The organism is Formosa sp. S-31 (genome assembly GCF_051172795.1).
Classification (GTDB): Bacteria; Bacteroidota; Bacteroidia; order Flavobacteriales; family Flavobacteriaceae; genus Formosa.
Genome location: NZ_JAENDK010000002.1, coordinates 368,259 through 380,724, shown reverse-complemented (window position 1 = coordinate 380,724; position 12,466 = coordinate 368,259). Strand labels below are relative to the sequence as shown.

Genomic DNA, 12,466 nt, shown 5'->3' with positions numbered 1-12,466 from the left:
TTTTTTTATTGTTTTAGAGCTTATAGTAGTAAATGATCGTCTTCTTCGCCCGGTAATTCCAGAGCTTTTACAGATTGAATAGCATTCCCGGCTATTCCTTTTATAGAACCATACATATCTATAGTATTGGTAACCACTTTTTCAATCTGTTTTTCTCGTTGTTTCCAGATACGTTGCATAGATCGTTTTTCACTTTCTAAATCCGATTTCATTTGAGTAAAGCCTTCTACAATAGCTTCTATTTGCATTCTAAAGGTTGTACTCGTTAAATAATCGTACAACAAGTCCATTTTGTCTCCTTTGTGTTCCTGAGCTACCATAGCTCTGTTTAACTGAATTACAGACTCTCTTAACACGGCACAAAGTCCTTTAAATTCTTCGTAATTACAAATCCAGATTCCATCTTTTAACCCGAGTCTATCCATATCCGAAGGCATAACTTCGGTTACCAAAACCCCGATATTTGCACCTTTGTCTCTAATATCGGCTTTAAATTTTTCTATCCAGCTTGGTTGAAAATCTTTGGTTCGTTTACTCTCGTAATAAATAGAGCCACAGTTTTGCTCGGTACGGGTATGTACAATTTGTATGCAATCTCCACCTCTCGCTCCTTTTTTAATTTCTTCAATAGTATCTAATGGAAATTTAGAAGCCAGCCATTCTTCAATGGCCAATTCCTGAGCCTCACCTTGTAACTGCATTGAGCCCTGCTCCTGTTTTCGTTTCATTTCTTCGGTTAACTTTTTCTGAGCCTCCAGCTGTATTTGCATTTCTTTAAAACGCAATTCGTTTCTTTCTTCCTCCGTTTTTCTGATTTTTTCACGTTCGGTTAACAACAGATCATTGAGCTTTTTCTGTGCTTCGGCTTCAGCCTGCTCTTTTAATTCGCCTTTTTCACGTTTTAACTTTTCTATTTCGGCTTTAGTTCTGTTCAGCTCCTTAATTTGCTCTGATTTTTCGTTTAATTCTGACTGTAACGCTTTAAACTGCTCAGATTGCTCTTCGGTAATTTTATGCTTTATAGACAATTCCAGTCTACGCTTCTCTTCTTTTAAGGTTAACTCCAGACGTTCCTGAAACAATTCGTTTTCTCTTTTTTTCTTTTCTTCAAAAGCCTGACGTTCCTGATTTAAGGCGTTTTGATTAGCTGTTAATATTTTATTGTTTTCAGCAATCTGAGCCTGATATTTTTGTTTGATTTCGTCTTCTAACTGATGCGCTAATATATCCTGCACGTCTATGGATGTCCCGCAATTTGGACATTTTATCTGAGTTTCGTTTTTCATTTAGACTATATAAAGAAGGTTTATTGTGTTGATAGGAATTCAAGAAGTCAAATATAAAGAATTTATAATTGCTTCCTTTTTGGTAATACGACTTTGCTGTTTATAGATAAAAAAAATCCCGATAAATAACTATCGGGATTTTTTAGTTTTAACTTAGATTAAAACTGTTTAATATTTAAAACCAGTAATGGTATGCTGGAATGATTACTTATCGATTTACTGTAAGACATGCCTAAAAAGCGTTTTAAAAAGTCCTGTTCTTTAGCAACTACACATAATAAATCCAGGTTTCTGCTTTCCACAAAAGCATGAACTCCAGAAGATACACCTATATCGGTTAGTGTATAAAAATTAGTCTCGGTATCTCTAAACAAATCTTGTAACTGAGCTTTACCACGTTCCTGAATTTCTGTTAATGGTCTTGCCTTCTCCATGATATTAACCACCGAAACTTTGGCCTCAGTTTTCTTAATTATGTATAATAGTTTGTCTAAACCTTTTTCATTAAAATCGATTTCGAAATCTGTAGAAAAACCAATCTCTTCAATTTCTTTAAATTTAGCATTCTGAGGAATGGCAAGAATTGGACACTGAGCTACACCTATTAAACCAGAAGTATTACTTCCTATAGTCATTTCTTTTAATGCAGTAGCGCCTTTAGTCCCCATTATTATACTTTGAATCTCCTTATCTTCTACTACTTTTTTTATCGCAGCTGGGAAGCTATCGTAAACCGATAAGGTTACAAACTTGTGTTGTTCGTTTTTAAATTCGCTTTTAATTTTATTTAAAACTTCAGCCAAACCTTCTTTACTGGCTTCCAGCTGGGCTTTATAAATAGATTCCTTTATTTTAGTAGATGTAATTCCCGCTGTTGGAGTCGACATAGGTTGACTAAAAGAGTTTAACAGGTAAAACGTACAGGCTTCATCCTTAAATAACTGTAAAGCAAAGGTTATTGCATTCCAAGCATTATCTGAAAAGTCTGTTGGTAAAAGTATTTTTTTCATTATTTAGAATCTTTGATTTTGTTAGTTAAAATTACATTTAAGGTATTAAATTTAAAATGATTTTGCTCAGTTTCAATGGCAATTAAAAGTTTTTTTTAAAATCTGCTTACCACTCATCTGCTTGTTAAAATTATTAATTTGTATCAGAGCATTTTAGCATGCTTTAAAATTTTGTTGTCCTTTCTCGTTTCTAGACCTTGAAGTACAAATTTTTGATATTAATTTTTTTAACAAATTTTAATCTCAAAAACTACTGGACTTTCCTTTTAAACGCATTTTTAAACAACTAAAAATCAGTACTCTATTAACGATAAAGAAAATCAGTGAAATTGAAGAACCTTTAAAAATCAGAAAGAAATTTTATAGGATGTTTAACAAACACAGGGCTTTTATTTTGATAGCTTAAAGAAGCTTTGTAATTTTATAAGAAAAGAAATTCCCTGAAATGAAAAACACTTTAAAAAACTGGGTTGTTACTCCAATATCTAAATTCGTACAGATTGAAAGTTTTGGAGGTATATTACTTTTTATTGCAACCATAGTAGCCTTAATCTGGGCAAATTCACCTTTAGCAGAATCTTATCACGCCATCTGGCATTACGAGGTCGGTTTTGAGTTTGGAAATTTTAAATTGTCCAAAACACTTATCCACTGGATAAACGATGGTCTAATGGCAGTATTCTTCTTTGTTATCGGACTGGAAATAAAGAGGGAAATATTAATGGGAGAATTAAATACCATAAGAAAGGCTTCTTTACCAATATTTGCGGCCTTAGGTGGTGTCTTTGTTCCTATAGGCATCTTTATGTTTTTAAATAAAGACCCGGAAACCTTTAGAGGTTGGGGAATCCCAATGGCTACCGATATTGCATTTTCATTAGCTGTATTGCAAATTCTGGGAAACCGGGTTCCTCTAGCCTTAAAAATATTTTTAACAGCCTTTGCTATTGTTGATGATTTAGTAGCGGTCTTAGCTATAGCTATTTTTTATAGTTCTTCAATCGATTGGATGTTGATTTTGTATTCGTTAGTGCCCCTAACAATAATGTTTATACTAAGTAGAAGACAGTATTTTAGTAAGTTTATTTATGCTATTTTAGGTTGTTCAGTCTGGTTTTTATTTTTAAAATCTGGAATACATCCTACCATTTCAGGAGTAATCGTGGCTTTATCTATACCTATTCATCAGAAAATGGAGTTGGCTTCAAATATCTATCAGTTAGAAGGCATCGCTAATAAGCTCTTTAAAATAAGTAAAGGTTCCAGTCCTATACTATCAAGAAAACAAATTTATTTAATTGACGATATTCAGGAATGGACCAGTAAGGTGCAATCGCCTTTACAATATTCAGAGCATGTGTTACACGGCTGGGTCGCTTATTTTATTATTCCCCTATTTGCTTTAGCCAATGCCGGGATTTCATTTAGTTCGGATGCAGAACTTAATCTCGATTTAGCCTGGCATATTGCCATTGCCTTAATTGTAGGGAAATGTATTGGTGTGGTATCCTTTTCTTATTTAGGATTAAAATTACGTTTAGCCGATTTACCTGGAAATATCAAGTTTCCTCATCTGCTTGGAACAGGTTTCCTTGCCGGAATAGGCTTTACCATGTCCATTTTTGTAACCAATCTTGCCTTTGAAAACAGTGCCATTTTCGCCGATTCTTCGAAAGTTGGTATCCTTGCCGGCTCTTTTATCGCAGGATTAATCGGATATATCATCCTCAGACTTTCTAAACCTGTTGAAGACGAGTAAAAATTAAACTATGGAAAAACTATTTCGGGCCATATTAGCCGCTATAGGGGCAAAGAAAATTGGAGGAGGTAAATGCGGATGTTTTGGTACTATAATAGTTTTTATTATTCTTTACTGGCTTTTAGGTTATGTTTTTAACCTGTTTTAATTTTATGAGTGTAAATAAAAAAAAGGAAATCAAAATAAAATGATTTCCTTTTTTATATCTAATCTTGAAGGTATGTTTTACTCCGGAATTTGCTGACTTAAACAATGTAAAGTACCAAATCCCCAGATTAAATCTATAGCACTAATCCCAATAACTTCATGATTTGGGAAACAATCTGCTATGGTATTTAAAGCGATTCTATCATTACTATCATTAAAAACAGGAACTAAAACAACCGCATTTAGTATTAAGAAATTTGCATAACTGGCTGGAATTTGCAAACCATCAAATATTAAAGGCTTAGGCATTGGTAAGGTTACTATATTAGGTGTTTTACCTGTTTCCAGTGTAGATGCCTTTAATCGCTCCAAATTATCCTGTAAGGCTTTATAATTACCATCTTCCGGATTCGTTTCAACCACTGTAATAATGGTATCTTCATTTACAAAACGGCATAAATCATCTATGTGTCCGTGTGTGTCATCGCCCACAATACCATCGCCCAGCCAGATCACATTTGTAATGCCCAGATATTCTTTAAAAACGGCTTCGTAATCGGCTTTACTAAAGTTTTCATTTCGTACCTGAACAGATGGATGAAGTAAGCATTCTTCAGAAGTTAATAAAGTACCTCTACCATTACTATCAATCGCACCGCCTTCCAACACAACCGGTTTCCCTTTGTAAGTTACCTGAATCAAAGGTGCATTTATTGCATTGGCCATAACTTGTGGCACTCCCCTGTCCAGTTTATAATTATTGTATTTTGCCCAGCCATTAAAGTTGAAGTTTAACGCCACACGCTCACTGCCTTTTTTAACGATTATGGGACCAGAATCGCGCATCCAGCTTCGATTTGTTTTATGAATTAAAAAAGATACACTGCTTGTGTTTACATGCGCTAATTCCAGCATAACAGAAACATGTTCCTTTTGCTTTTCATCTTTAACCATTAAAAATACAGTTTCTACAGCGGCAACTTTTTTAATAAACTCTACAAAAGCCCACTGAATCGCTTTATATTTTCCTGGCCAATCGTTGCCTTTGTAAGGAAAGCATAATAAAACGCCTTCCTGCTTCTCCCATTCCGCCGGTAATCGATAAGCTAATTCTGCCATGCTTAATCTATTGCACGTTTAGTAATGTCTCCAAAAGCATCAATACGTCTGTCCCTGAAAAATGGCCAGTTCTGACGTACATTTTCCTGTAAATCCAGATCTACTTCTGCTATTAAAATCTCTTCTTTATCATGCGATGCCTGAGCAAGAATTTCTCCTTGTGGACCTGCGATAAAAGAAGATCCCCAAAACTGTATACCATCGGTATCTGGTAAATATTGCTCTAAACCAATACGGTTCGCTGCTGCAACATAAACACCATTGGCTACGGCATGACCTTTCATAACATTCATCCAAGCTCCGTGCTGGTTTTCTCCATATTGCTCTTTTTCCTGCGGGTGCCATCCAATAGCTGTTGGATAAAACAATACTTCTGCTCCTTTTAAAGCTGTTAAGCGGGCTGCTTCAGGATACCACTGATCCCAACAAATTAAAGTACCCACTTTACCCTTATTGGTTTCGAATGCCTGAAACCCTAAGTCTCCAGGTGTGAAATAGAATTTTTCGTAAAAATGAGGATCATCCGGAATATGCATTTTTCTGTATAATCCGGCTTCAGATCCATCTGTATCTATAATATAAGCACTATTGTGATAAATACCTGCCATGCGCTTCTCGAAAAACGGCACTATAATTACCACGCCCAATTCTTTGGCTAATGCACTAAACGCAATAAAAGACGTACTGTATAACGGTTCTGCCAATGCAAAATTCTCTACATCCTCACTCTGACAGAAATAATGGCTACTATAAAGTTCGGGTAACAAAATGACTTCAGCACCCTGATTGGCAGCATCTCTTACCCAACTTAAACATTTTTTTAAATTGTTTTCAGCTACATCATTTAAGTTTAACTGAACAACGGCAATCTTATATTTTTTTGTTGACATTTTAAAAAGATATTAAAGTGTAAAAGTAGTTATTTTATAAAAGTGAATTTAAAACCACAATTAAAATTACAGTATTTTATTTATAATACTTTTTACGCAGCCAAAAGGCTACTTTCACCAGTAGAATTAAAGCGGGAACTTCTACCAAAGGCCCAATCACACCTGCGAAAGCCTGCCCGGAATTTAATCCGAAGACGGCAATCGCAACCGCAATAGCGAGTTCGAAATTATTACCTGCTGCTGTAAAGGCTACTGCTGCAGTTTTATCGTAGCTTCCCCCCATGGCCTTTGTAAAAAAGAAACCTAAAATGAACATAACTGTAAAATAAATAAGAAGCGGAATAGCGATAACCACTACATCCATCGGAATTTCAACTATTAACTCTCCTTTCAAGGAAAACATAACTACGATTGTAAACAACAAAGCAATTAAAGTTAAAGGTGAAATGGTTGGTATAAATTTGGTGTTATACCAGGTATCTCCTTTTATCTTCGCCAAAATACTTCTGCTTAATATGCCCAGTAAAAACGGTATCCCTAAATAAATAGCTACACTTTCAGCAATGGTTCCTATTGAAATATCAACTATAGCCCCTTCAAAACCAAATAGCGGTGGTAATTTGGTAATAAATAACCAGGCGTAGAAACTATAAGCAAAAACCTGAAAAATACTGTTTAAAGCGACTAATCCTGCACCGTATTCACTGCTCCCCTCAGCCAGGTCGTTCCAAACCAGTACCATGGCAATACACCGGGCCAAACCTATTAAAATTAATCCCACCATGTATTCAGGATAGTCCTGAAGGAAAATCAGTGCCAAAGCAAACATAAGAATAGGACCAACTACCCAATTTAACAGCAATGAAATAGAAAGGATTTTTACATTCTTAAACACTTTTGGTAATAAGGCATAATTAACCTTTGCCAAAGGCGGATACATCATTACAATTAATCCAATAGCAATAGGAATATTAGTTGATCCTGTACTGAAAGAATTAATGAAATCCGGAATGGAAGGCATAAGATATCCTAAGCCTACACCTATAGCCATTGCCAGAAATATCCATAAGGTAAGATTACGATCTAAGTAGCTTAATTGTTTCATTTATGGCTTGGTTTTATTTAATATTTGAAAATACGTATTTTAATTCAGTCGCTATCTGCAGGCTACGCTCAGCATATTTTTCTGCCTGCTGTGGTGTACCGTCAAACGCCTTTGGATCTTCAAAAGTAACAGGGATACGACATGCAGCACCTGAAACTACTGGACAGGCTTCATTAGCAGAATCACAGGTCATAATCGCTGCGAAATCAGATTTTGGATTAAAATCGTCGTCCAGACGTTTAGAAAAACAAATAACAGAATGATCATTACTAGCAAATTTTACAGCATAAACTGGATTTTTGCTTTCTGACAATTTTTGAATTTTAAAGCCCTGATTAATTAAAGTTTCGGCTACCTTTGGAAATAATGCTGTTGCTTCTGTACCTCCTGAATAAGAATCCACATTTTTTATATTGTAATACTCCGCCAAAGTTTGTGCCCAGATCTGCGACAAATGACTGCGTCTGGAATTATGTGTGCATATAAAGTTTAAGCGAATCGTCTCCCCATTAGCATGCTTCTCCTGAATAAAATCAATAAGTGGTTGTAACGTTTCTTTTCGAGTTTCTGAAATAGAATTTGTATCCAAATTAGAAATTAATTTGTCTACAGCTTCAAATAATTGGGTTTTCATTTTTATCATCATATGTTATAATTAACAACAGTTGCCACCTGGGGTGCAACCAGCTTGGGTATTTAAATCTCTTAATTTTACTTTTGGTTTTTCAACAGGAATTCCACAATTGTCTTTGGCTAAACAATCCGTTTGTTTTATTACTAACTCAAACATTTTTCCGTTAAAATCTAAGCCGAATTTCTGAATGGTTTCTCCTTGATATTCTACTTCTATTTCTGAATTTGCATCTAGTTTTAATTCACGTTCAGCTAATTCTATAATCTTAATTAGTTTCTCCGGATGCAGTCTGTGATTATAATCATTGGCATTCCATAATTGGAAATTTATTACAGATTCCTGTCTTAAGGTACCACAACAATCGATGAATTCTTTAGTAATCTTCCCGATTTCTGTAACGTGAAAAAGACTATGCACCAAGCTCCCGTTGGGCAACTGAAAAGCTATAGTGTCTAGTTTTTGTAAATGGTCTTTAATGTGTTTTAGTGTCATAAGCTTTAATATGTGGTACTAATTTTAATCTAGTTAACAACACCCGGTATTTGGGTTACATGTATTGTTTTGTATTTCGGAAAGTTTCAATTTAGGTTTATTAGTGGTTTTTCCCGGTTTTTCGGCATAAACAGTAATACTATAAATTCCGGTACCACCTTGATTAAAGGTATTAATTTCTTCTTCTGAAAGGTACTTTGAAAGAATATCATCCGGGATACTAATTGGCTTTTCTTTTTGAATACTGATATTTTTAAAACCGGTTTCGTTTATAAATTGTAAATAATCCTGCTTTTGAATAGCACCTGCCACACAGCCGGCATACATCTCTGCATCCTGTTTTAAAGCTTCTGGTAATTCTCCAATCAGCACTATGTCTGAAATACTAAAGTGTCCTCCGGGTTTTAATACTCGAAAAATTTCACTTATAACTTTTTGCTTATTGGGTACTAAGTTTAAAACACAGTTACTAACTATAACATCGGCTACGTTTTCGTTAACGGGCATATTATCAATATCGCCTTCACGAAACTCGACATTGTTGTAGCCTAATTTTTCAGCATTTAATCGTGCTTTATTAATCATAACCGGTGTAAAGTCTATACCAATTACTTTTCCTTCTGCTCCGGTTTCATGCCTCGCCACAAAACAATCGTTTCCCGCACCAGAGCCTAAATCTATAACGGTATCTCCTTTTTTAATTTTAGCGAAAGCCGTAGGTAAACCGCAACCTAAACCCAAGTCTGCATCTTCTACATAACCACTGGTTTCAGAGTAATCATCCATCATGATATTATATACTTTATTTGATGGTGTGGTAGCTCCGCAACAAGATGCTGCGTTTTCAAGTTTACCTTGTTCCGCAATCTTGGTATACTTCTCTTTAACGATGTCCTTTAATTCTTGTTCTTTTTTCATTTTAAACTATTTTACCAGATTAATAACTTCATTTATTGTTAACAGCATTTTGTCGTCTTTTCTGATGTTTTCTGATCAAAAAAATCAGCAAACATAAGCTTAATGCTGTTCCAATTGTCTTTATCTATACAGTAACAAACACTTGTTCCCTCGATTGTACCTTTTATAAATCCTGCCGATTTAAGTTCCTTTAAGTGCTGAGAAATTGTGGCCTGCGCCAATCCTATTTCTTCTACTAAATCGCCACAAACACAGGCATTGGTTTTAATCAAATACTCCAAAATACTTAGCCTGGCAGGGTGCCCCAGGACTTTTGCCATTTTAGCCAGTTCGTTTACTTTCTCGCTAAACATTTCTGTTTTTGTAACTCCCATAGATTTATTTAATTTATATATCGCAATATTACGATAAAGACGAATTAAAACAAAAAAAAGATAGTTAATTAACTATCTCTTAATATAAATTTGAATTACCAGTCAATCGGGAAATAATCCTTTAGAAATTTACCACACCAGTGTTTACCAGTATTAATACCGTCAAATAAAGGATCCATTACCCGAGCAGCTCCATCTACAATATCTAATGGTGGTTGAAAATCGTGTACGTCTATTTTATGTTTAGACAATTCAGCAGGATCTTCATCAGTAACCCAACCGGTATCCACTGCATTCATATAAATACCGTCTTTAGCTAAGGTGGCTGCCGAGGTATGAGTTAACATATTTAAAGCTGCTTTTGCCATATTGGTATGCGGATGACGATCTTCTTTATGAAAACGATGAAATTTACCTTCCATAGCCGAAACGTTGATAATATGTTTTTGACCTGTATTTTCCTTTTGCATTAAAGGCGATAAACGGTTACATAAAACAAAAGGAGCAACAGCATTTACCAATTGTACTTCTACCATTTCGGTTGTTTCTATCTGTCCCAGTTTTAGTCGCCAGCTATTTGTTTTCCTTAAGTCAATTTGTTGTAAATCGGCATCTAAAGCACCTTCCGGGAAAACCTCATTAGTCTGTAAAGTATTATCAAAACTATAAGGTATTTGCGATAATTTAGCCGAAGCAGACAAACCAATACCTGGTTCTGGTGCATGCCAGGACACGGGCATATTTCTATTCTCGACCGCGTTACTGTTTAAAGCCTTTAGTTCTGCCAGACATTCAGAATGTCTTCTTAACAAATCCTGAGCATATTGAGGAAGCTGTTCAATTGGTAACTCCTCTTTGTTCATTAAATGTTTGTAAAAACCTGAAGGGCGTCTTACGGTTTGGGCTGCATTATTAATTAAAATATCCAGACGATCGTATTTCTGTTCTATATAATTACAAAATATTTCAACACTGGGAATATGCCTTAAATCTAATCCGTGTATATGCAATCGGTGTCCCCAGGTTGTAAAGTCACTTTCCTCTGCAAAACGTAACGCAGAATCGACAGGAAATCTGGTTGTGGCCACTACAGTTGCGCCTGCTCTTAATAGCATTAAAGTAATATGATAGCCTATTTTAAGTCTGGACCCGGTAACTACAGCAACCTGATTTCTTAAATCGGCAGTTTGGAAGCGTTTCGCATAATTAAAATCTCCGCACTCGGTACACATGCTGTCGTAAAAATGATGTAATCTGGTATATACCGTTTTACAGACATAACAGTTTCTAGGCGATTCCAACTCTACAACTTTTTCGTCTGTCTTAGTTAAATCGATTAGTTTAGGGGCTATAAAAACAGGATTTTCCCGAGCAGTTCTAATACCTGTTTCTTTTCTGGCATGTTTATCGCGCTCTATCATTTTGCGCTTGGCAGCTTTTTTGGCGTCCTTTCGTCTTCTTATAAATTCATCTCTATCCGGACGAGTTATAAGTCCGGCAGCTTTCATTAAAGCTATGCGTTTAGCTTCCGGAAGTTCAAACAACTGATTGGTATCCTGCACCAGTTGTTCTAACATTTCAATACAAATATCTATAGGTTCGCGATAATTTGTATCGTTCTGTTTTACAGGTATGTCGTTCATTTAAATTATAAACATTAAGCGCGCAAATATACATTTAAATTCAGTTGAAATTATTTTTTAACACCGAACTGTATAAAATATTATAAAAACAAAAAGCACGGCAATATAATTAACCGTGCTTCAATATTTTAAAATGAATTTTTAGAATTTATGGATTAGTAGACCAAATACTAGATTCTTTAATAAACACACGTCTGTTTAATCGTAATTGCGCAATTATTAACTCCGCAAAATCTTCCGCTTGCATCACACTTTCCGGATTACCATCGGTTAAATTCAAATCTACAGCCATATCAGTGGCAATGGTACTAGGGGTTAAGGCAGTTACACGTATATTATGCTTTCTAACTTCCTGCATTAAAGACTCTGTTAATCCTAAAACAGCAAATTTAGAAGCGCTATAAGCACTGGTTACAGCGTTCCCTTTTAATCCGGCTGTGGACGAAATATTTACGATGTCTCCAGACTTGTTTTCAATCATTTGTGGTAAAAACGCACGGGTTACATAATAAATTCCCATAACGTTTACCTGAATAATATGTTCCCACTCTTTAGGATCCAGAGCTAAAAAAGAGCCGAATTTAGCTATACCGGCATTATTAATTAAGATATCGATGGACTTAAACTGATATAAAATGGTTTTTGCGGCAATATTTACATCTTCTATAGAAGACACATCAGCGGTAACAGTAATGGCCTCTACTCCTAATTTTCTTACTTCTTTTGCAACATCTTCTATATCTGAGGTGGTTCTCGATAAAAGAGCAATGTGAACGCCTTCTTTAGCCAAGGCTATGGCAAGTGCTTTTCCAATACCTCTTCCGGCTCCTGTAATTACAGCGTGCTGTCCCTTTAATGATCTCATAAATTATATGTATTTAAACGATTTTATCCGGCATCAAATTTACGGATAAAATGCCCTTTGAGAAAGTATTTTTTGGAATGGATTAAAAAAATATCTGAATGTATTAAGGTTGTTTATAACCTGTGTTTAGCTTTGAAATTGAAGCTGAAAGCCTATTCGTTTTGTCGGACTAAAGTGATTTTTATCGGATTTTTTTACATTTTTTTAAAGGCTTATCCTACAAT

13 protein-coding genes are annotated in these 12,466 nt (G+C 35.2%); 2 read left to right on the top strand and 11 right to left on the bottom strand.

The genetic code is table 11. The features are described 5' to 3' along the window. Nucleotides 1-20: 20 nt before the first annotated feature. Both I3217_RS01885 and I3217_RS01880 read right to left on the bottom strand, forming a co-directional pair. Entirely contained in the window at nucleotides 21-1,286 is a 1,266-nt protein-coding gene (locus I3217_RS01885) for a DUF2130 domain-containing protein (protein WP_435048031.1), read from the bottom strand. Between the two features lie 158 nt (nucleotides 1,287-1,444). Further along, on the bottom strand, nucleotides 1,445-2,296 hold the full coding sequence (locus I3217_RS01880; RefSeq protein WP_435048030.1) for a universal stress protein: 852 nt from the start codon (nucleotides 2,294-2,296) through the stop codon (nucleotides 1,445-1,447). A gap of 445 nt (nucleotides 2,297-2,741) precedes the next feature. On the opposite strand from I3217_RS01880, the gene nhaA reads away from it, so the two are divergent. Next, entirely contained in the window at nucleotides 2,742-4,055 is a 1,314-nt protein-coding gene (gene nhaA / locus I3217_RS01875) for a Na+/H+ antiporter NhaA (RefSeq protein WP_435048029.1), read from the top strand. Between the two features lie 10 nt (nucleotides 4,056-4,065). Next, nucleotides 4,066-4,203 carry a hypothetical protein gene (locus I3217_RS01870; RefSeq protein WP_435048028.1) on the top strand — a complete coding sequence of 46 codons (138 nt, stop codon included), beginning with the start codon at nucleotides 4,066-4,068 and terminating at the stop codon, nucleotides 4,201-4,203. Between the two features lie 77 nt (nucleotides 4,204-4,280). Here I3217_RS01870 and I3217_RS01865 read toward each other — a convergent pair whose 3' ends face one another. The 9 genes from I3217_RS01865 to I3217_RS01825 all read right to left on the bottom strand — a co-directional run bounded on the left by I3217_RS01865 (nucleotide 4,281) and on the right by I3217_RS01825 (nucleotide 12,242). Then, nucleotides 4,281-5,321: an agmatine deiminase family protein gene (locus I3217_RS01865; RefSeq protein ID WP_435048027.1), complete on the bottom strand. Its 1,041-nt coding sequence runs from the start codon at nucleotides 5,319-5,321 to the stop codon at nucleotides 4,281-4,283. Between the two features lie 2 nt (nucleotides 5,322-5,323). Then, nucleotides 5,324-6,211 carry a carbon-nitrogen hydrolase gene (locus I3217_RS01860; protein ID WP_435048026.1) on the bottom strand — a complete coding sequence of 296 codons (888 nt, stop codon included), beginning with the start codon at nucleotides 6,209-6,211 and terminating at the stop codon, nucleotides 5,324-5,326. Nucleotides 6,212-6,287: 76 nt separating this feature from the next. After that, on the bottom strand, nucleotides 6,288-7,316 hold the full coding sequence (gene arsB / locus I3217_RS01855; RefSeq protein ID WP_435048025.1) for an ACR3 family arsenite efflux transporter: 1,029 nt from the start codon (nucleotides 7,314-7,316) through the stop codon (nucleotides 6,288-6,290). 13 nt (nucleotides 7,317-7,329) lie between these two features. Continuing rightward, entirely contained in the window at nucleotides 7,330-7,959 is a 630-nt protein-coding gene (locus tag I3217_RS01850) for a protein-tyrosine-phosphatase (RefSeq protein ID WP_435048551.1), read from the bottom strand. 12 nt (nucleotides 7,960-7,971) lie between these two features. After that, nucleotides 7,972-8,442, bottom strand: coding sequence for a DUF6428 family protein (locus I3217_RS01845; RefSeq protein WP_435048024.1), 471 nt, complete (start codon nucleotides 8,440-8,442; stop codon nucleotides 7,972-7,974). A gap of 33 nt (nucleotides 8,443-8,475) precedes the next feature. Beyond that, a complete protein-coding gene (locus I3217_RS01840) occupies nucleotides 8,476-9,360 on the bottom strand; it encodes an arsenite methyltransferase (RefSeq protein WP_435048023.1) in 885 nt (294 codons plus the stop codon). 38 nt (nucleotides 9,361-9,398) lie between these two features. Beyond that, nucleotides 9,399-9,734 (bottom strand): ArsR/SmtB family transcription factor, encoded by a 336-nt coding sequence (locus I3217_RS01835; RefSeq protein WP_435048022.1) that lies wholly within the window; start codon nucleotides 9,732-9,734, stop codon nucleotides 9,399-9,401. A gap of 95 nt (nucleotides 9,735-9,829) precedes the next feature. Next, entirely contained in the window at nucleotides 9,830-11,377 is a 1,548-nt protein-coding gene (locus tag I3217_RS01830; protein WP_435048021.1) for an SDR family NAD(P)-dependent oxidoreductase, read from the bottom strand. A gap of 148 nt (nucleotides 11,378-11,525) precedes the next feature. Continuing rightward, nucleotides 11,526-12,242: a 3-ketoacyl-ACP reductase gene (locus I3217_RS01825; protein ID WP_435048020.1), complete on the bottom strand. Its 717-nt coding sequence runs from the start codon at nucleotides 12,240-12,242 to the stop codon at nucleotides 11,526-11,528. Nucleotides 12,243-12,466 lie beyond the last annotated feature (224 nt).

Coding starts and splice junctions, on each gene's coding strand:
- I3217_RS01885 (WP_435048031.1), bottom strand. CDS start 1,286: ATGAAAAACGAAACTCAGATAAAATGTCCAAATTGCGGGACATCCATA.
- I3217_RS01880 (WP_435048030.1), bottom strand. CDS start 2,296: ATGAAAAAAATACTTTTACCAACAGACTTTTCAGATAATGCTTGGAAT.
- nhaA (WP_435048029.1), top strand. CDS start 2,742: ATGAAAAACACTTTAAAAAACTGGGTTGTTACTCCAATATCTAAATTC.
- I3217_RS01870 (WP_435048028.1), top strand. CDS start 4,066: ATGGAAAAACTATTTCGGGCCATATTAGCCGCTATAGGGGCAAAGAAA.
- I3217_RS01865 (WP_435048027.1), bottom strand. CDS start 5,321: ATGGCAGAATTAGCTTATCGATTACCGGCGGAATGGGAGAAGCAGGAA.
- I3217_RS01860 (WP_435048026.1), bottom strand. CDS start 6,211: ATGTCAACAAAAAAATATAAGATTGCCGTTGTTCAGTTAAACTTAAAT.
- arsB (WP_435048025.1), bottom strand. CDS start 7,316: ATGAAACAATTAAGCTACTTAGATCGTAATCTTACCTTATGGATATTT.
- I3217_RS01850 (WP_435048551.1), bottom strand. CDS start 7,959: ATGATAAAAATGAAAACCCAATTATTTGAAGCTGTAGACAAATTAATT.
- I3217_RS01845 (WP_435048024.1), bottom strand. CDS start 8,442: ATGACACTAAAACACATTAAAGACCATTTACAAAAACTAGACACTATA.
- I3217_RS01840 (WP_435048023.1), bottom strand. CDS start 9,360: ATGAAAAAAGAACAAGAATTAAAGGACATCGTTAAAGAGAAGTATACC.
- I3217_RS01835 (WP_435048022.1), bottom strand. CDS start 9,734: ATGGGAGTTACAAAAACAGAAATGTTTAGCGAGAAAGTAAACGAACTG.
- I3217_RS01830 (WP_435048021.1), bottom strand. CDS start 11,377: ATGAACGACATACCTGTAAAACAGAACGATACAAATTATCGCGAACCT.
- I3217_RS01825 (WP_435048020.1), bottom strand. CDS start 12,242: ATGAGATCATTAAAGGGACAGCACGCTGTAATTACAGGAGCCGGAAGA.